This is a genomic window from Candidatus Wallbacteria bacterium (assembly GCA_028687545.1).
Taxonomy (GTDB): domain Bacteria; phylum Muiribacteriota; class JAQTZZ01; order JAQTZZ01; family JAQTZZ01; genus JAQTZZ01.
The window spans coordinates 1-19,129 of sequence record JAQTZZ010000068.1; the positions used below are offsets into that span (position 1 = coordinate 1).

Annotated in this window: 19 protein-coding genes; 9 read left to right on the top strand and 10 right to left on the bottom strand. The window is 46.8% G+C overall.

Going from position 1 to position 19,129, the window contains the following annotated elements; translation table 11 throughout:
* From PHW04_17525 to PHW04_17570, 10 genes are all read right to left on the bottom strand, one after another.
* A partial coding sequence (locus PHW04_17525; protein ID MDD2717692.1) for a hypothetical protein occupies positions 1–616 on the bottom strand: 616 nt, incomplete at its 3' end.
* Positions 617–1,020: 404 nt separating this feature from the next.
* The gene (locus PHW04_17530; GenBank protein MDD2717693.1) at positions 1,021–2,535 is read right to left on the bottom strand and encodes a hypothetical protein; all 1,515 of its coding nucleotides are present in this window, start codon (positions 2,533–2,535) and stop codon (positions 1,021–1,023) included.
* A gap of 73 nt (positions 2,536–2,608) precedes the next feature.
* Positions 2,609–3,226, bottom strand: a complete 618-nt coding sequence (locus tag PHW04_17535) for a hypothetical protein (GenBank protein MDD2717694.1) — start codon at positions 3,224–3,226, stop codon at positions 2,609–2,611.
* 163 nt (positions 3,227–3,389) lie between these two features.
* Complete coding sequence (locus PHW04_17540; GenBank protein ID MDD2717695.1) at positions 3,390–4,136, bottom strand: hypothetical protein; 747 nt, start codon at positions 4,134–4,136, stop codon at positions 3,390–3,392.
* A gap of 28 nt (positions 4,137–4,164) precedes the next feature.
* The gene (locus tag PHW04_17545; GenBank protein ID MDD2717696.1) at positions 4,165–4,377 is read right to left on the bottom strand and encodes a DUF2283 domain-containing protein; all 213 of its coding nucleotides are present in this window, start codon (positions 4,375–4,377) and stop codon (positions 4,165–4,167) included.
* Positions 4,378–4,641 carry a DUF4258 domain-containing protein gene (locus PHW04_17550; GenBank protein ID MDD2717697.1) on the bottom strand — a complete coding sequence of 88 codons (264 nt, stop codon included), beginning with the start codon at positions 4,639–4,641 and terminating at the stop codon, positions 4,378–4,380. It abuts the gene before it with no gap.
* Positions 4,638–5,528, bottom strand: a complete 891-nt coding sequence (locus PHW04_17555) for a homocysteine S-methyltransferase family protein (GenBank protein MDD2717698.1) — start codon at positions 5,526–5,528, stop codon at positions 4,638–4,640. Before PHW04_17555 ends, PHW04_17550 begins: the two co-directional genes overlap by 4 nt.
* A gap of 194 nt (positions 5,529–5,722) precedes the next feature.
* Positions 5,723–6,364, bottom strand: coding sequence for a corrinoid protein (locus PHW04_17560; protein MDD2717699.1), 642 nt, complete (start codon positions 6,362–6,364; stop codon positions 5,723–5,725).
* Positions 6,365–6,509: 145 nt separating this feature from the next.
* Entirely contained in the window at positions 6,510–7,217 is a 708-nt protein-coding gene (locus PHW04_17565; GenBank protein ID MDD2717700.1) for a vitamin B12 dependent-methionine synthase activation domain-containing protein, read from the bottom strand.
* Positions 7,218–7,242: 25 nt separating this feature from the next.
* The gene (locus tag PHW04_17570; protein ID MDD2717701.1) at positions 7,243–8,697 is read right to left on the bottom strand and encodes a trimethylamine methyltransferase family protein; all 1,455 of its coding nucleotides are present in this window, start codon (positions 8,695–8,697) and stop codon (positions 7,243–7,245) included.
* Positions 8,698–8,849: 152 nt separating this feature from the next.
* Here PHW04_17570 and PHW04_17575 point away from each other — a divergent pair, with 152 nt between their 5' ends.
* The 9 genes from PHW04_17575 to PHW04_17615 all read left to right on the top strand — a co-directional run.
* A complete protein-coding gene (locus PHW04_17575) occupies positions 8,850–9,269 on the top strand; it encodes a metalloregulator ArsR/SmtB family transcription factor (protein MDD2717702.1) in 420 nt (139 codons plus the stop codon).
* Entirely contained in the window at positions 9,244–10,311 is a 1,068-nt protein-coding gene (locus PHW04_17580) for an SO_0444 family Cu/Zn efflux transporter (GenBank protein ID MDD2717703.1), read from the top strand. The genes PHW04_17575 and PHW04_17580 overlap by 26 nt, the downstream gene beginning before the upstream one ends.
* Positions 10,296–11,060: a tetratricopeptide repeat protein gene (locus PHW04_17585; GenBank protein MDD2717704.1), complete on the top strand. Its 765-nt coding sequence runs from the start codon at positions 10,296–10,298 to the stop codon at positions 11,058–11,060. The genes PHW04_17580 and PHW04_17585 overlap by 16 nt, the downstream gene beginning before the upstream one ends.
* Positions 11,061–11,306: 246 nt before the next feature.
* Entirely contained in the window at positions 11,307–13,169 is a 1,863-nt protein-coding gene (locus PHW04_17590; GenBank protein ID MDD2717705.1) for a hypothetical protein, read from the top strand.
* Complete coding sequence (locus PHW04_17595; GenBank protein MDD2717706.1) at positions 13,166–14,236, top strand: hypothetical protein; 1,071 nt, start codon at positions 13,166–13,168, stop codon at positions 14,234–14,236. Before PHW04_17590 ends, PHW04_17595 begins: the two co-directional genes overlap by 4 nt.
* The gene (locus tag PHW04_17600) at positions 14,233–14,772 is read left to right on the top strand and encodes a biotin transporter BioY (protein MDD2717707.1); all 540 of its coding nucleotides are present in this window, start codon (positions 14,233–14,235) and stop codon (positions 14,770–14,772) included. Before PHW04_17595 ends, PHW04_17600 begins: the two co-directional genes overlap by 4 nt.
* The gene (locus PHW04_17605) at positions 14,769–16,448 is read left to right on the top strand and encodes a hypothetical protein (GenBank protein ID MDD2717708.1); all 1,680 of its coding nucleotides are present in this window, start codon (positions 14,769–14,771) and stop codon (positions 16,446–16,448) included. The genes PHW04_17600 and PHW04_17605 overlap by 4 nt, the downstream gene beginning before the upstream one ends.
* Positions 16,387–18,540 carry a hypothetical protein gene (locus PHW04_17610; GenBank protein MDD2717709.1) on the top strand — a complete coding sequence of 718 codons (2,154 nt, stop codon included), beginning with the start codon at positions 16,387–16,389 and terminating at the stop codon, positions 18,538–18,540. The genes PHW04_17605 and PHW04_17610 overlap by 62 nt, the downstream gene beginning before the upstream one ends.
* The coding region (locus tag PHW04_17615; GenBank protein ID MDD2717710.1) for a DUF512 domain-containing protein at positions 18,537–19,129 on the top strand (593 nt) is incomplete at its 3' end. The genes PHW04_17610 and PHW04_17615, both read left to right, overlap by 4 nt.

A 19,129-nucleotide genomic window follows, 5' to 3' on the forward strand; every position in this document is an offset into this window, starting at 1 on the left:
TCAATGACAGGATCAATGGGGTCCGTCCGCTTACGTCGGCTGCATTCATGTCTGCTCCGGAATCGATCAGGCTGCGGATTTCATTGCTGCATTCCCGGGATGTTTCGGTATTATATAGGTACAGAGCCCGCACAAGCGCAGGAAGTTTTTCAGGTTCGAATTTGTTTTCCGAGTCAACTGATCCGTGAACTGTGCAGAAAACATAATAGCCATTGCTGTCGGAACTGATCAGATACCTGCCTTTTTCCGGACATCTGAGCGCTCTGCTTCCGCAGATATACGCCAGCAATCCACTGCCAGGCTCGCACCCTTCAACAGACACTGGCGGCGTGCCGCCATTTTCCATCAGGTACATTTCCAGCGCGCTCTCCAGAGTGCGCATATTGGCTACGCAGCTTTTCCTGTCCGCATCTTTACGGTACTTTGGATTGATCCGCTTCAGCCGCTGTATATTCTCCTGAAATCTGTCGGATATTCTGTTTTTCAATGATCTGCCGTAATTCTCATCATAGAAGAACAAGTAAGGCTTTACTGTTCCAAAAACCAGTACAATGATTCCCAGCACTATCCAGAATCTCCTGGAAGCCATATGGCCTCTTGCTTCTAAATTTCTCATTTTCAAATCATCCGCATTTACTTAAAAACTCATGTGTTACCACGTGATAATAAATTTATTGTAAACTTTATCCGCTGATTTATACAAATTCCCTGAAATCGAGCGCAGCCCTTCCACCCCCGATTCATATGGAAAACTCCTGTTCCCGTTTACTGTCATTATAAAATCCGCTTCAGAATTCCGCCTGAATTTGAGAAGATCAGGCTCGGCGGTACATGAAAGTTCGTTCTGCCGTATGAAAACTCATGCCGGGCTCAATTAATGCCCGTGGGTGATGAGCAAGAAATATTTATTATGACAGTTCACTGTCATAATAAAATCAGAATAATGACAGTGCCCGAAAAAGCTGTTATTGCGGTCAGGATGCCGGGGTGGAGTGGATGAGTATCACCTGGCTTTCATACTTACAAATACCATACTGGCAGCTGCATGAAAAAGCTGGTTATGAGGGAGAACATCAGGTAAAACCAGATGAAGCTGGTGATAAAGCCCAGCCTGAAGACCAGCTTGGGCAGGAGAAGCCCCAGCAGGAATGGGGTAAACATGAATAGAATTTCTCTGGTTGCAACGGCAATGAAAAACGCAGCAGGTACGATCAAAAGCCATGGCTGAATTTTAAAGGTGGTGGAGTACGAAGCCGTGAATTTTATAAGCCAGTGCAGTTTTTTAAAGGCTATGAGAGAGAGCATCAGGCCGATCGAAAAACTGAAGAAAAAGTTGCACCAGAAAAACATAAGATCTTCAGTGCAAGCGATATGATTTTCGGTTATATATGCTGCCCAGCCGCTGCAGATGCAGAGAAGGATTACGATCAAATAAAATGTTAGATTCCACCTCTTCCCTTCTCCATCGGTTTTGCTCATGAACATGGGGTTGATTCCTTTTTTCCAGAAAACACAGGCAATTAGTGCGGGCAGAGTGAATGCCGCAGCCAGGCTGCAGGCCGCGAAGCCTTTCAACTTCCCTGTCGTTACCCAGGTCGATAATGCGGAACTGGCGATGATCGTCAGAAATGCCAGGAATATTCCGAACGGAAGCGCAATCCAGGTGTTTCTGGCCAGAAACAGGCAATAATGCGGGAGATAGCCGTTGATTTTGGAAAGTCCACTCCAGGATTCATACAAGCCGGTGAAAAATTTCCCTGAAGCAGGATCGCGACCATATCCTGCCCGCTCGCTTCGTTTACTGCCTGACATGTAGATTCCTTCCAGAAGATGCGTTCTGTTCGTAGTACTGCATGTCGGCTGTATACCTTGAAATTCAGCCCTGCTGCTGATTTCATAGCACAGCCAGCCGAATCGCAGGACTGCCGTTTTAACATTTGGCATCTGCCCGTATTGCACCGGCTTTGGTGTAATCCGGCATAAAATCAGTTTTTTCCGATTGCTGAACTCGTTTATTTTAAGACCTGCTTTCTGATTGATTTCAATCCCTGTGCCTGTAAGAAATTCCTTCAGCTTTTCCCCGTCAATGACCGAAAGGCTGCAGGAATCCTGAAAAAGCTTGTCATGATCAGTCTGATCAGGAAGAGGATCGTCCATGGTTCCATCTGTTGGAAAAACGTATTTCGGAGGCCACACATTGCCGGTCAGAATCGGGAATACAAAAATGTATTGGGCAATGCTCCAGATAGATTCGTTGACCCCATTAACAATTCCGTCCAGTCTCTGCAGGCGATAAAAGGTGCCATTATCTCCTGCCCTGATTTCCTGAAAATCGCCCTCAGGTGCAATGATCCACAAGCCGGTCTCCCCTTCTTCAAAAGAAAAATATGTGGAAATGCTTTCCGACAGCAGGCCATTATTAAAGTTGCTGATTGTCCTGCACCAGAGGGGTGTGTATTCGGCAATCTCCCCGTTTTTCACTGAGAAAAACAGGTTGTCTGTGGAATAGAGCGGATATGTGAAAAGTAAAGTCAAGAGAAGAAATGTGGACAAGAATGACCTTATCGTATTTCTGCTTAATAAACTATCATTCAACATCTCATAGCCCTCACGCTGCCATTGTAATGATTCTATACAAGGGAATGAAGAATGTCAGAATCAGCAGAATCGCCGGGATCAGGAAAAATATTGTGATCAGATAGAGCAGAAAAGCCGGATCATGAAGTTTATGGTCTACCCTGTTTTCAAGGAAACCTATAATGCCTGGGATTAAGGCATCCGGCTGGCTGGCGATCTTCTGGAAACGATTGATGTCCCTGCTGCCGTAAAGCCCTGTTTTTATTAAAAAATCAGTGATTTCCATTGAATCAGAGGCATTTCCCAGGGTTTTCAGCAGTTTTTTCCCTAAATACTTATTTTCAAGCGTTGAAGCAGCTCTCTGCAGATCGGATTTTGGAATTGCCTGGCCTAAAGCGGTTTCACAAAATCCAGAAAGAAAACGGAGCATTGCCAGATCCCGGTTGATGGTGCCGAAAAAAGGAAAGAAGCGGATCAAGGAGTCTTTTGTGGTCAGAATTTTAACAACTCTGTATAAAAAATAAAGTGCAATCATGAAGGTAAGGCTTCTGAAACAGCCCAGGAAATCATTTAATTCTATTATCATTCGAGTGAAAAAAGGCAGATTCACAGTGCCCATACTGTAAAACAAGCCAATTAAGACATTCATGTTCAGAAGAAACAAAAAATATAATGCGATCAAACAGAGTAAAGATAAAATTATAAATGAAAGTCTTTTCCTTCTGAAAATGATCTCAAGATATTTCAATCTGGCAGGTAGATTTTTTATTTGAATCTTGTCTCTAAGTTCGGCCATGCAAACCTCTTCAGTTCTAAGAGTAAACCACTCCAGTATCAGTCATAGGCATGAGAATGGCAAAAGTTAATAAATATACAGGAATTAAAATAAAGAAAAACAGCAGGTAAAAAATATAAGCTTTGCTTCGAAGTTTTTGAACAAGATGCCTATCCAGAAATTCACTGATAATTTTGGCCGAATTCTTTATCGAATTCTCAGCAGAGATCATACGGAAATATTCGACTTCTGCTGTTGAAAACAAACCGGAAAATTTAAGAACAAAGTTAAGATTAACTGCCTCAGGAGCTTTAGACAATGCATTCAATAGCTTGTTCCTGACAAACATGTTTCCTATCGATGAAACCGCATCTTGTAAAACTGACCTTGAAATCATCAAATCGTCAGTTGCAAAAATGCTGCTGCCAAGAAAGTTGATCACTACGAGATCAGAGTCTATTTTTCCAAACATTGGAAGATAATGAATCAAAGAACTGCTGGTTGTCGCTATTCTTATAAAAACATAAACGACAATCAGAAAATTAATAAAAGGTAAATCCTTGGCAGCCCCAAAATATGCATCCAAGTAAAAGTCGAGTCCCAGAATTGCATTTGCCGGGAATGGCAGATTGGCATCTCCCATCCCCAGGAAGATGTTTCCAAAATAATGAAAAAAACATCGAAACATTAGATATATCGCTGCCAGGCAGAAAAGCAGCGTGAAAATGAAAACAGCCTTTTTTCTGGCGAATGCCTTTTCGTAGTTCAACAGGTTTTCATTCATTGAGTCAATGTTCAGGATATTCAAGAGTCTAAGCTATCTTCAGCTTTTGATATTTTACGGGCAGCAGATTTTTCAAATTGATTCTTTCTGAGGCATTGAGAATTTCGATTCCGACGATTTTCTCGTCTTCATCGATGTCTACAACAATATCTTCATTAACCCGTTTATTTACCAGTTCGGATTTTTTAGCATCGAATCGGATATACAGGAGATCGTTCTCTGCATTGTACATGATGTTCATTTATTCCTCCCACTCCCCATAAAACGCATACACTGTCACTGTGATGGCAGTATCATCTTTGACAATAAAAAACACTTCTACTTTCTTATGTTGATAATGTCTGCCATGTCTTGATTTATTATAACTGAAAATCTTGAAATTACCTAATCTGCCATATTTCGCCTGGATCTCTTTTCCGTTGAGAATGGTGTCTTTGATTTCCGATTCACTGACTCCACGCTCAGATGCCCGCTCCAAAGTATGCGGATCTATTTGAATTTTCATTTTTTCAGCTTGTCCACTGCCTTCCGGAAAGCCCTAATGTGCTCAGGCGTGGTGCCGCAGCAGCCGCCGATGATTTTGACACCTGCTTTGACCAGGGCAGGGATGAATTTGGCCATGAAATCCGGTGTTTCTTTGTAAACAATTTTATCGCCCTTTACTACAGGCAGGCCGGCATTGGACTGGATGATCAGCGGCTTGTCAGTGAACTTGTGGAATTCCTGGGCGATTTTGACCATGTTTTCGATGCCATTGCCGCAGTTTGAGCCGAGTATGTCGGCTCCGGCTTTGGTCAGACCCTTTACCGCTTTCTCGATGTTCACGCCCATGATTGTGTAAAAACCCTTTGGGATCAGATCAAAGGTCATGGTGGCCATTACCGGGATTTTGGGGTTGACTTCCTTGGCTGCCTGGACTGCCAGGCTTGCTTCAGTGAGGTCTGTCATAGTCTCCACGCAGATCACGTCACCGCCTGCTTCGATCACTGCGGCGAGCTGGCGCTTGTATGATGCCAGTACATCGGCCGGGTCTGCGTCGCCGAATGGCTTCATCAGCCTGCCGGTCGGGCCGCAGGAACAGGAGACATAGGCCTTGCCTTTCACGATCTTCTTCACTGCAGCAACGGCATTGGCATTGATCTTTTCGGTCTTTCCGTCCAGATGATATTGCGAAAGCTTGATCGGGGACCCGCCAAAAGTGTTGGTCTGCACGATGTCCGCCCCTGCCTCAAGGTATAACATAGCGATTTCTTCCAGCACCTTGATTTTCGAAAGATTCATCGCTTCCGGACAGTCGCCAGGTTTCAGGCCGCGCTCCATCAGCATTGTGCCCATGGCACCGTCAGCTACAAGAATCTCGCCGTTCTTCAATCGATCAAGCAGGTTTTTCATGTAGTCTCCATTAAAAGCGGGCAAATTTTCATATTAACCCGCTGAAGTATTTGTGGGGTGGCCAAGAATAACTTTTTCGCGCACTGAGCCTGCCCAAGGAGAGAAAAAGTTGTTTCAGGACAGGACCCGCCACAAACCAAGATGTATGTACAACCTATGGCTGCACACCACAGAATTTGCCAACTTCAATGCAATTACTTCTTTTTCTTCAGCATCCCTTTCAAACTATCCACTGCGTTTGCCGCGTCATAGGCATAGGCGTCAGCTCCGATGGATTTCGCGAATTTCTCGGAGAGCGGAGCTCCACCCACTACAGTCTTGATTTTCCCTGTCAGTTTCTGCTTCTTCAGAAGGTCCACTACTTCCTTCATTACAGGCATGGTGGTGGTGAGAAGTGCAGACATGCCGATAAAATCCGCGCCTTCTTTTTTCGCTGTTTCCACGAATTTTTCGGCAGGCACATCGTGGCCGAGGTCTATCACTTCAAAGCCGGCACCTTTCAACATGATGCTCACCAGATTCTTGCCTATGTCGTGCAGGTCGCCGTGTACTGAGCCGATCACCACTTTGCCGACTTTCTTGATGTCAGCTTTCACGAGCAGGGGCTTCAGTTCGTCCAGGCCGAGTTGCATGGCCTTGGCAGCCATCAGCACGTCAGGCAGGAAAATCTCGTGATTTTTGAATTTTTCCGAAATCACGTTCATGCCTGCGATCAGGCCTTTGTCAAGAATGTCATTGGGCTTGACCTTTTTCTTGATCGCATTTTTTGTCAGGCTGACTGCTTTGTCCTCGTCGCCTTCCTGGATTGCCAGGGAAAGATCTTTCAATAAATCCATCTGTTCCTCCTAAATATATTGTTGGCTCCATCTCTTTGTTGGGTCACAGCATGCTGTGACCGTACGAAGATGATATCTCATGCGAAGATGATATCTCATGCGAAGATGATATCTCATGCGAAAACGATATCACATGCTAAAACATTTACGAAACCATCATTATCCGTTCCCTGCAGGAACGGGTTCTGCAGGTTTCACAGAAAGCATAGGCATTTTCAAATTCGTGGATTCCGCGGTCACCGCTCACGATCACGCCTGACACAGATTTCAGCGGCTGCATCAGGAAGCTTTGATTCAGACTGATGCCGATTTCTGAAGGATTAAGGAATTCAAACAGCTTTTTCTGCCCGCTGATGTGCCAGCCGCAATACCCTGGGCTGTAACGCAATGCCTTGAAGCCAGGGGAAAACAGTTTCCTTTCCTGCAGGTTCATGCAGTACCATGCTTCGATCAGTGCGGCCAGATTGTCGGCTGCGACTGACGCAACAGCATCCAGCAGATATCCGGCATTGTATTCACCAGTCTGGAAAAATCGTTCAATGCTCAGACTGATCTTCTCCCCCAATGTCACTGCAAAGAGCGCCAGGTTCTGTGCTCTGGGCCAGATCAAGGCCAGCGGATTGTCTGATTCATTCTTTCCTTCTCCTGCAAAAACCTTACCGAATTTATCCCTGTCAATCTCTGCAATGATCCCGGCTGGAACTGCTTCCTGCTCAAAAGTTTCCAAAGCTGAAATGATCGCCCTGTCCAGGCGCTCCTGCAGCTTCGTTCCAGGCGGTATTTCCTGGGCTGAGAGAATCGCATCCAGTCCCGGTCTGATTTGATCGCTGCGAAAGTTCAGCACATTTCTCATTTTCAAAATTCCAGTTTTGTTATTTTCAAGCTTTCGGCAGTTTCTTCATTCCATATTTTTTCGCTTCAGCGGTCATCAGTCTGGTCAACTCCAGCTTGATATTTTTCGAAAGCCTGGATGGAGTATATTCCTGCAGATGCTTTTTTACTTCAGACTGGGCTCGCTGCATGAGAGTCAATTCTCCTTCTTCCTTCCAGCGTGCGAAATTTGCGCGATTCATCACAGGCCCCGGAAATATCTGCTCATCCTTCAGATATTTTCTCGTATGTTTTGAAATCAGCAGGTGTTTGTCCCTGAGCAGTTCTTCGAACAGGGGTATTGCAGGGAAATCTTCCCTGGGTTCGATTCCGCGGGTGAGCCGCAGGGCCGATCCGCAGATTTCATTGTCGATCACCAGTTTTTCCAGGCTCTGACAGGACTCGAAATCAAGCATGCCTGGGCCTGAAATGCTGTTGATTCCTGAAAGAGCGGCCAGGACTGCACCGATTCCGGTTTCTGAGCCTGCCTGAGCGTCAGGCAGATTGGCATCTGAAAGCGCGATGTAGGCCTGGGTCGGCAGCTTGAGGAATTTTCCGATTTCATTGTAGGCACAGTCCACCATCTGGGTTTCAATGGCTCCCATCGGAGTAGTCTCATAACGGATGTCGAACTGCGCAGGGGAACCGCCATAGAGGATCGGTGTGCCCGGAGCTGTCAGCTGGGAAAGGATTACACCGCTCAGGGTTTCCGCTGTATGCTGGATCAGAGAACCCACCAGGGTTACAGGCGCAATAAACCCGAAAAGCGGCATGGATATATATTCAACAGGGATTCCATGCTTCGCACAGTCGACAAGATTCTGGGATGTGACGTCGCTCCATTTAAGCGGCGAGGTCGGGCAGCAGGAGAAAACGCAGAGCGGCTTTTTTTTGAGAGCCGGTTTCGAGCCGCGTACAGCCAGTTGCAGATCCCTCATGATTCCGAAGGCCTCAATGGTGAACGCGCCTGTCACCACGGGTTTCTCGCAGAAAAGCAGCGAGAGGTAAAGCCTGTAGCTGTCTGAGATCTTCTCGTGCACGTCGGACGGGATAAAGGCGGTGCTGGTGGATTTGATATTCTGGAGCCTGCTCATCAGCTTGGAAAATTTCACGAAATCTTCGGTGACAGGAAGCCTGGTGATCTCTTTTTCCGCGTCATAGACTTTGATTGCCGCAGAGCCAGGCACAAACTGGACATTGAAGCCGCCGAATTCATGGGTTTCGTTACCCAGCACATCGTATATCTTGAAGGATTTCGGGGCTGTTTTCAGAGCCTGGTCAATGATCTTCTGAGTGAATTTCACGTGCCAGTTCTTCAGGTCCACTTTGGCACCGTGGTCAGAAAGCATTTTTAGGATTTCCTTATTGTGCAGGGTAACTCCGAGCTTGCAAAGTATTTCCCTGGCCTCTGACAGTATTTTTTTGATCAGTTCGTCTGACAGAAGTTTGAAAGTAGGGCGCATGGTTACTCCTTTGGAATTATTGACATTATAAAAAAAAGAATACTAAAAATGAGTTGGGGGGTAAAGGAGTTTTATCAGGATAAATTGGTAAACCGGTAAAATGTTTAAAATTATCATGAAATTAACGTGTTAATTTTTGTTATTATAGATTCATGATGGATTCATCCGAACTTCTGAAAATTCTGGAATCGCTAGCCGAAAAAAACAGACTGGATGTGTATTGTCTGCTGCTGACAAAGGGAGAGCATTGTGTGAACGATATTCAGAGGGCTCTTGCCATTCCTCAGCCTGCAGTTTCTAAAGCTCTGGCAAGACTCAGAAAAGCCGGGCTGCTGATTTACCGCAAGGTGAACAACAGCGTATTCTACAATCTGAACCCTGACTTTCCGGCCAACAGGATCCTGCAGCCTTTGTTTACTGATGAAAACCTGCCTGTGCAGATAAGTCTTTCGATTGTTCCACCTGCGGCTCATCCTGCAGCTGGTCCGGTCCTGAAAACTGAAACTGCGCCCGAAGAATCCCAACCTGCGAAACCTGCTAAAAAAAATGCTGATAAAGACTTTCTGCTTTGAACTGATTAAACTCTGGTGCGGTATGGCCCCATACCTGATGCTGGGCATGGTGATTGCCGGCATCTTAAAGCTCCTTATCAACGAGGAGTTTATTCTCAGGCATCTGGGAAAAAATCGTTTCATCGATGTAGTCAAAGCTGCGGTGATCGGAGTACCGCTTCCTGTCTGCTCCTGCGGCGTGATCCCGCTTGCCCAGTCCCTGCGCAAAAGCGGGGCTTCAGTTAGCGCTACCCTGTCCTTTATGGTCTCCACACCTGAAACAGGCATAGATTCCATTCTAGCCACTTATTCCCTGCTTGGCCCCCTGTTCGCTGTTTTCCGGCCGGCCGCCGCCTTCGTGTCCGGCATTCTGGCGGGAACAGTCAATAGCCTAGTCAACCCGAATTCAGCACCTCCCGTCAAAGAAGTGGAAAAGCATTGCTGTTGCGAGGAGCGTCATGCTGACCACTGCTGCCATGAGCGGAACAGATTTCGTGAATTTTTCAGTTACACTTTCATCGAACTGCCCGCTGATATGGGTAAATGGCTGTTTTTCGGCATGCTGCTCGGCGCCCTGATCACGACATTCATACCTGCCGATTTCGGCTCTCTTTTCACCAGCTATCCGTTCCTCGATTTCCTGATAGTCCTGGCAGTAGCGATTCCGCTCTATGTCTGCGCTACGGGTTCGATCCCCATCGCCTATTCCCTGATGCTGAAAGGATTTTCTCCAGGCGCAGCCCTTGTATTCCTGATCGCAGGCCCGGCCACCAACAGCGTGACCATGACATTTGTCTATAAGGAACTGGGAAAAAAGGCATTCGCAGTTTACATCGGAGTAATCAGTTTTGTGGCTCTGTTCAGCGGCTATCTTTTCAATCTTCTCTGGGTCGATTTCGGCACAGGCCCTGCCGGATCAGTCTGCTGCGGCGAGCAGGTCTGGCCCTGGCTCAGATATTTCACTGCCCTGATCCTTTTTATCTGTACGCTTTACGCTGTCACCAGAAAAAAAACTTCTACTGGAAAGCATCAGCATTTGGAGGGAAAATGTCCAGAATCATAATCATCTGCTGCCTTGCTCTTGTACTGCCTGTTTTCGCCACTTCAGAGGTTACGAATGGAAATGTTGAACTTTACAAGCAACTGGTAAAACACAATCAAAATGACGGTGAAGCCTGGTACAATCTTGGCGTAGCTTTGTACGAAGCTTCCAGATACAGCGACTCAGTCAAGGCTTATCACCGTTCCCTGCAGATCTCCCTCGAAAACATAGATGCCTGGCTTGGTCTGGGAGCAGCCTATGCAGGCCTGAAAAAATATCCTGACGCAACGCGCTCATACCAGGAAGCGATCAAACGCAAGTCCGATTATACTTCAGCCTATTTTGGCCTTGGCCTCTGCTATCTGAATTCGGGCAAGTTGGAAGAAGCTCTGGTTGCGCTCACTACAGCTCAAGCGCTGGCTCCTGAGAATGCCAGCGTCCAGGCCGGAGTCGGAGCGACTCTTTCCGCCCTTAAACGATACGATGAGGCTATCATAGCTTTCAGCGAAGCTGTTCGACTCTGGCCGGATTTTACTGATTCCTGGAGCCACCTGGGAAATCTTTATCTTGATAAAAAACATTACAACGAGGCTGTGGAAGCTTTCAACCATGTAGTAAATCTGAAACCGGCGGATCCTTATGCACACTTTGGATTGGGGATATCTTACTTGTGCCTGAAAAACAAGGAATCAGCCATGAGTGAATACAAGATACTTAAAAACATTGACCAGAAATTAGCGGCGAGTCTTCAGAGTAAATTCAGCAAATAATTGACGCAGTTGAATTCTTGTCCCTTTATGCTCTCCATAGAGCCTCTTGCAAAATGTTTTTATTCGCTGTATCTTGGGTAGACATTTTGTTAGAGGCCCTTGGAGCACTAGCAAAACTCTCGCATCGGAACAAATTGCAATGATCATAATCAGGCTGAAATTCGAGTTTTGCCGAAGGTGTCTCCATAGTATAATGTGGTCATTATTAGTTCTTATCAGTGCGGGGCAACTGAAGATGGTGATGCCATGAATTACTTGCTGCGGCCGGGAATTTTATTTCGGATTTCAACAGTAATTGTGCTGTCTTTGTTTGCCTCAGTATCCGTTCTACAAAAAATAACTGTCTTCAACTCCAATGATAATTCACCTGCTGCATACTTTTTTTCCTGCAGTGCTTTGTCTGCGTTTCCACTCTGGTTTGCCAGCATCCCCTGCTGCGGAATATTAGCAGCTTTTTTTTTATCAGGAAGAACTTCCCGTTTCATTCCTGCTCCACAATATTTTCTGCTGCTGCTGCCCATCCTGTTTTATCTTCTCAGACCCGGTTTTATCCCCTATTCTGAAGCAGGCTGGTATTTCCCTTACCCTGAATCCCACAATCCCTGGGATATTTTTTTTCTGCATCTGGATCCGCTTGTAAAAGTCCCGCTGCTGCTGTTTTCATTCTGCAGGCTGATTCTGGTTTCATACCCCGGATTGAATATGCTCCTCGCTCTTTCCGCTTCAGCCGCATCGCTCTGGCTTGGCATAAAAATCTTAGGCAGAGCCGGACTGGACCGATCCATGCTGATTGTACTGGTCCCTGCTTCATGCCTTCCGTTCTGCCTTCAATCAGCCGGATATCAACCCAGCGCCACCTTCGTAACTCCATTGATCCTGCTGTTCCTGCTTTTTTCCCTGGACTTTATTAAGACCAGAAAAAGATTTTCCCTGGTGATGATTTCTTTCTTCATGCTTCTGTTCGTTCACGGTTGCGGCATTCTGCTGCTTCCCGCTTATATTTATCTTCTCTATGTCAGATGCCGCGAAATGAGCGAAATTAAATTTTTCATTCCTGAAACAGGTCTCATTTTTCTCAACCTGGCAATCCTCTATCTTCTAATGGAATCAACTGAGGCTCCCTGGAAGAGCTTTTATCAGCTCGTTCAATCCTGCTTCGGCAGATCCGGTATTCCGCAATTTCAGCTGGGACCACTCCTGATGTTCACCACTTTGAAAGAATTACTCAGTGCCCAGCACCTGCTGGCTGTAGGAAACTGCATTTTGCTTTCGTGCCTTCCGATTTTACCGCTGCTTTTTCGTTTTTTCTGCTGCGATTTCAAAAATCCGGAAGAAGAGCATTGCCTCAGAGGCTCGCTCTTTATGTTCCCTCTCATCACATTTTCAATCATCTGCTTTTTTTTCGTTTCAAACCAGGTGGACATGCAATATTTATATCCCTGCTCCCTGTTTTTCACGCTCTCAGGGGTTGTTTTTTTCAGAAAATTTCTATCAGGGCCAAGGACCCTCTCTGCCTATTTCTCATATCTGACCATGCTTTCGCTGCTGAATCTCCTGCACTTATGCTGGTACTCAGGGATTTTCGCTCTGCCGGATCCTCCGCTTCCCCAGCTTGTCCAGAGCCATCGTGGGATCATGATGAACAGAAGCGAAGTTCAGTTCTACCTGAATTACAGATGGAATGAACAACTGCTGCACAATCTGCGGATAGCGGTAGACAGCAAGGATCAGCTGCTCAGGATCGGTGCTCTGGAATCTTTCAGGAGCACGCCTCAGAATTTCGATCTTCTGACTGAAAACCTGGAAAAACCTGGATTCCCAATCAGCAGGGAGTTTTACCGCTATCTCCTCAATTCGGCGCTGGAACTGCATCAGAAAAACCGGCTGGAAATCTGCAGGATCGTGCTCCAGAACCTCAGGACAAGGTCTTTCCCCGAACAAATTTATCCGCGTTTTGGATTTTATTATATGGCATTTGACCTTTTCGGGCGCATCGCGCCTAAGGAATTCATACCTGAACTTCAAAAATTTTCAGGCTCTGAATTCCCCAGGGAGATTCAGATCGCAGCCTGGAAATACATCCAGCAGATAAATCAGAGGGTAGAATGAAGACGGAAATAAAGGGAAAGTTGAGCTTGTTTTTCAGGTGCTGGCTGTTCAGCCTTTTATTCCTGATGCTTCCGCTTTCAGCGGATGAGCCAGGCACAGCAGAGATCAGGATCATGATCGACCACTCGGCTTCCAGGATCTATAAAGAATTTTACCTGGTGGTGGGCTGGGATGAACAGGGCTTTCTTCTGCCTGTGCGCAACAGCAAATATTATCGTCTGATGGATGACGGTACATCAGGTGATGCGATAGCCAGGGATTTTGTTTTCTGCAGAACCTTCACAATCAGAAAATCTGATCAGGATTATTCTTTTGATCTTTATCCGGGCTATCCTTCCAACTATAAACAGGCCCTGGCCTTCTTCACCTTCGAGGCCAGCGACAAATCCGCTCAGCGGACATTTGTGTATAATTTCCCCTATTTCCCGATTCCAGGCTCAGTGCTGGAATCATTGCTGTTCTATGGAAATGGTATTTCCAAACTACCCTATCTGCTGGGATTTGCAGGACTGTTCATACTGATTCTGGCATTGATCAGGATTGTGCTTGAAAAATTCCAGGCTCCGGACAAAAGACGCAGGCTTCTAATGGAAATATTCAACAAGCGAGGCCTCCTTTTTTTAAATGTATACAATCTCGATGAAGCAATCCCTTTGTATTCAAGCTTTGGAGAAATTCTCGAAGGAAGCGCCTGCATGGTGGAAATCGGGACAGACCATGGGATTGGCAGCCTCAAACCTGCCATGTTTCCTGACTTTCAATCGTTCATCAATGATTTCGAGGATCTGGCCGTGAATCATCAGTTGCTGTTCATACTGCTGGACAGTCCGGACCAGGAATCGATTCTGAAGCTTTCCGCTCTGGCTGAGAATTATTTCACTCCCGTGATTCTGGTATGTCCGGAAAACAGGGAGAAAACCAGTTTAGAGGGCAACCAGACAATCGTTTTTTCCAAAAAAACAGCCGGCCTTTTGTTGTATCGTTACGAGCTTAGAGGCTCAATTCTGGAGCTTGAATTGAAGAAGAAACAGACCAGGAAATCCAGGAAATCGGAAAAAACCGGATGAATTTTTGGAACGGTAGAACAATTGTTTTCTGCGGACTTTCCGCTGCTTGCATTTCAGTACTCTCTCCGCTGTCGCTTCCTGTGCCTGGTTCGCCCGTGCCTGTGAGTCTACAGACCCTGGCCCTGTCCGGCAATGCAATCCTCTTCGGCCGCCTGGCAGTGTTACCGGTGCTGATCTATCTGCTGGCCGGCTTGATTGGATTGCCTGTTTTCGCGGGATTCAACGGCGGTCCGGCCGCCCTGTTCGGGCCTACCGGTGGCTTCCTGCTGGGTTTCATCCCGTTCAACGCTTTTCTGGGCTGGCGCTGGTCAAACCGTGAGCCTTCACGCCTGGAAGCACTCCTGTTGCTGCTGATGGCACATCTGATCCTTTATCTGCCTGGACTGCTCTGGCTCAAATTGTACCTGAGCGTCGACATTCCCAGAGTCCTGGCACTGGGAATGCTGCCATTTCTTCCTGGAGACTTTCTCAAGATCGCTTTGACCGTAGCAAACCATACAGTCTTCATCCGGGTGAAGCGGAGATTCTTCTCATGAAAATCCTGTTCGGTTTTCATTTTAATCAGGCTTTTACCCCGTATTTCTCCTTTGTGCTGCGTTACTCCTATCTCCCGTTGTTAAAGCTGATGCTCCGGCAGAATCTCAAATTCACCCTGAATATAAGCGGTGTCGCAATCCGGGCCGCCGAACGCAATGGAGATGCCGGACGGGAATTTTTAAGCCTGCTCCAGCAGGGTATCAGTTCCAACAGGTTTGAACTGCTCGGTTCCACTTATGCTTCTGAGATCCCGGAAACCATGGGTCAGGAAGATCTGCAGCATTCGATTCTTCTGCACCGCGGGATTCTGCAGCGGGTTTTTCAGTGCAAGCCCGAAGCATTCTGGCCCTCAGAGCGGGTTTATTCACCTCATCTTTTCCCTGTCTATCAAAGGGCCGGTTTCCGTAAAATTTTTATCGAACAGCAGCAGCAGCCAGGTTCGGCCAGGCACTGTGCGTTGACAGGCCCGGCCGGGCTTACCTGTCTGGAAGACAGCCGGGTGCTTAAGGAAAAAGCGGACATCTGGCTGCGAACAGGCGCTGAGCTTCCTCTGCGCGGCTACCTGCTGCGGAAGAGGAGTGGAATTTTCACATATCTTGAAGATGCTGAAGCTTTCCGGATCTGGGGACTGGAAGACACAGGTAAAAAAAGGCTGTTTGAATTCGAACACCTCCTGTCTCTATTCTCATTCCTGCGGAAAAAATTCGAATTCTGCCATCCCTCGGAAATAATCCCCTCTGGTTCACTACCAGAAAATCCGGACCGGCGTCAGGCGTTCTGGCTTAAAAACAGCTTTGAGCAGATGAGCCAGCCAAGGTTTTATGATACAGGAGGGTACCGGAACTTCTTCGACTTTCTCTCGAATTCGCCTAAATTCAAGTATTTCACGGAATTATCCGCAAAAGCCAGGGAGTGGATCGGAGAGATCGCCAACTCAGGGCTCAGAGATTCATCCCTCACGGAATTCCTTAGTCTGGCTGAGGAGATTTATTGCACACATCGTTTCGAATTCGGCTGTCCCGGTCTGTATGAACCAGGCAAGGAACAGTTTGAAGGTCTGCGCTGGCTGCATCTTTTCGCAGCGATCTCCGGCAGGCTGGGAAAGTGCTGCACCGGCCTTTCCAGCGGAGATTTTCTGAAAAACGGACGGGATCAGAATCTGTTTGTTTCACCATCATACGCGGCACTGATTTCAGAGACAGGAAATCTATCCTGTCTGATCGGTTTCAACCCATTACGGATACTGGCTGGAGATCCGATATTTTCAACGTTTTCAGGGAATTATTTCGAATCTGTCGATGAAATCAATCTCAGAAAAGAGCTGGGTTTTCTCAAGTTCAGGGGAAATCCCAAACAATACAGACCAGGCTCGTTCTTTTTTTCAGCTCTCTCCGGGACACCGGAATTTGTTTCGGAAAGCTCTGGTCTCTCCTTCACCTGGCCTTCAGGGAGCATTAAATATGTGTTCGGGAGTAATCCACGCCTGTCAGTCAAATTAAAAAAACCATCCAGACTGGTTAATCATGCAGGCCTGCATCTATACATCCGTGACTTGTCCGGAAGACCTGTTAATGATAGTATTTATGTCAAGACGATTTTAAGGAGCGGGAATTATGAGATTGATATATTTACTGACAATGCTTTTCCTGGCAGTTCCGGTTCAAGCCAAAATTGATTTACCTGGGATTTCAGAAAACAATTCAGTGAAACCCGAAACAACCCTCCATCTCAAAGCCAAGCCCGGGAAAACACAAACACTCGCCGCATCTGCGGAAACAGTTTCAGACGCTGCTTCTATCCAGCAATCAACAACCGAAGCCTCGGTCTCAATCAATTCCCGGACTGTGACTGATGATACTTTATCTGTTGCAGACACCGACACTGTTCAGACAGTTTTCAAAACCGATTTTACTGTGGAATCGCAAAACCTTTCCACTGTCTGGCTGGCTGTTGATTCCAATCTTTCCACAGCTGAAGTCATTGCCGCCAAACCTTGTGTGGCTTTCAGGGCTCTCAATATCTGGGGCATGCCGATGAAGGAGGCCAGAATCCTGGCTGCGCACGAGCGCAACTTTATCCGAAACCTTCGTCTGAGCGGTATTTCTGTCAGCGGAATGATGGGTCTGATTGCAATCCGTGAAGGCAGTTACTCCGAAGATTTCATGAAAAAATATTCCACAGTGGATCCTCTGGGGCGCAGGATTACTTTCGATGGCAGTCTCCATCATGGCTGTCTGGCACATCAGGAATGGCGTGCCGAACTTCTATCCTCATTCAAAATACTGGTTGACAGCGGCTGCAACCTCGTTGAAATAGACCAGCCTGCATTGGAATCCTGGCGGGGTGAATGTTATTGCAACCTCTGCATGGAGAACTTCAGATCATATCTGGAAGCGAAACAGGCTCCGGAAAAACTGAAGGAGTATTACGGCATCAATGAGATCAAGAAATTCGACTACCGTGAATACCTGAGAGGTAAAAAAATCGACGCGCTCGGCAAATCTTTAGCCGAACTTTCAGACGGCGACAGATTCGCTCTCACCACAATCGGCCAGGAATTTTTTGTTTTCCAGATCGAGGACAATCTGATGAACATCGCCCGTTTTCTGCAGGATGCCAGGGAATACGCCAGGAACAGAAGCGTGGAAGTCAGCATATTCGGCAATATCTGGGGAATGGCTGCCGAGTATCTTCCTCCTGCACGATATTTCGATCTGCTGGATGTGGCATGCGACCTGGTCACACCCGGAGACTGGAATCCGGATGACAAAAACGTTGGTCCTCCCCGCAATTCCTGGGTACCTGTCTACAAGCTGGCTTCCTCATTCTCAAGCGGCAAGCCCCTGCTTTCTTTTCTTGACACCAACGGCTATCAACGAGGACTGAAATCGTTTCGTGGCAGATGCGCTTTCCTGGACATTATCAGCGGTGAAGCACTGGGCTGTGGCGCTGATTTCGTCTTTCCACTCCGTAATCGCACCGCGCCCGCGCAGGAGGAAGGTTTCAGCTCTTCAGAAATCAGCTCAGCTCTATGTTTTTACAGGGAGAATCTCAGTAAATTCAGGAAGGGTTCTTCTCTCGCTGAAATAGCCATTTTCCAGAATTATCCTTCCAGAATCCTGGACCGCTTCTCTCTGCCATATTGGGGTCTTTCCTATCTTTTCCTGGACAATCAGCTGAACTTTGACACGGTCTTTTCAGGCGACGGCAGGATTTTTGCAGATGACCTTTCAGTTGAAAAACTTTCGAAATACAAGCTTGTCTTCATTCCTCAAAGCGACTTTCTGACCGAACATCAGGAAAAGGTTTTCTGGAACTACATCAATTCAGGGGGAAAAGTCGTTTTCAATGGAGAGAAAGTCTTCAACCACCCGAATTGCGCCAAAGTCAGCGAATCTACTTATTACAGCTATTATTCAATCAAGGACCTGAAGCTGGAAACCAGGATTCTGCAGGCGATTACCACTCTGTTACCGAATCTTTCGCTGAAATTCGATAAAAAATATGCCGGTCTCCGCTCATTCCCGGTCGAATCAGACGGGAAAAAATACCTGCTGCTCGTAAACGCCAACTATGACAAGGGAAAAAATGCAGTGATCCCTTTTAAAGATGTCACTGCCAGATGTAAGGTGCAAACTGCGCCAGCCAAAATATCCTATAAAACCTTAGCCGGGAAAGCCGGGGAGATCTCTTTCCTGTATCGCTTCAACGAAATCGAATTCAAGCTGCCTGAAATTACTGATAACATGTTGATCACGATTGAATGAAAGACTATCTGTCCGACCTGGAACGGGTTAAATCATGCAGAAACCGCTGCATATTCTGCTTCATCGACCAGGTTCCGCCCGGCCTGCGGCGCGCTCTGTATGTAAAAGACGAAGATTTCAGACTTTCCTACCTGTTTGGAAATTTCATTACCATGACCGGGTTGAATCAAGCTGAATTGAATTACATCATTGATTACAAGCTTTCCCCGTTGTATATTTCAGTCCACACTTTCAATCCTGTGCTGCGGTGCAGAATGCTGCGCAATCCGGCAGCCGGACACATCCTGGATCAGCTCCTTTTTTTAAAGCAGCACGGGGTTAAATTCCATCTGCAGTTTGTGATTGTTCCAGGCTACAACGACAGGACTGAACTGCAGAGGTCCCTGAGGATGCTGCCGTTGCTGCGGCCGGCCCTTCTGTCGGCCGGCATCGTTCCTGTCGGGATCACCAGATACAGGGAACTGCCGATCCTGCGGCTTGCCACAAGTCATGAGGCAAAATCAATTGTCCTGACAGTGGAGAATTTCAGGAAGCTGCATCGTGCTTTTTATCTGCAGACTGCCGATGAGTTCTACGTGAAATCAGGCCT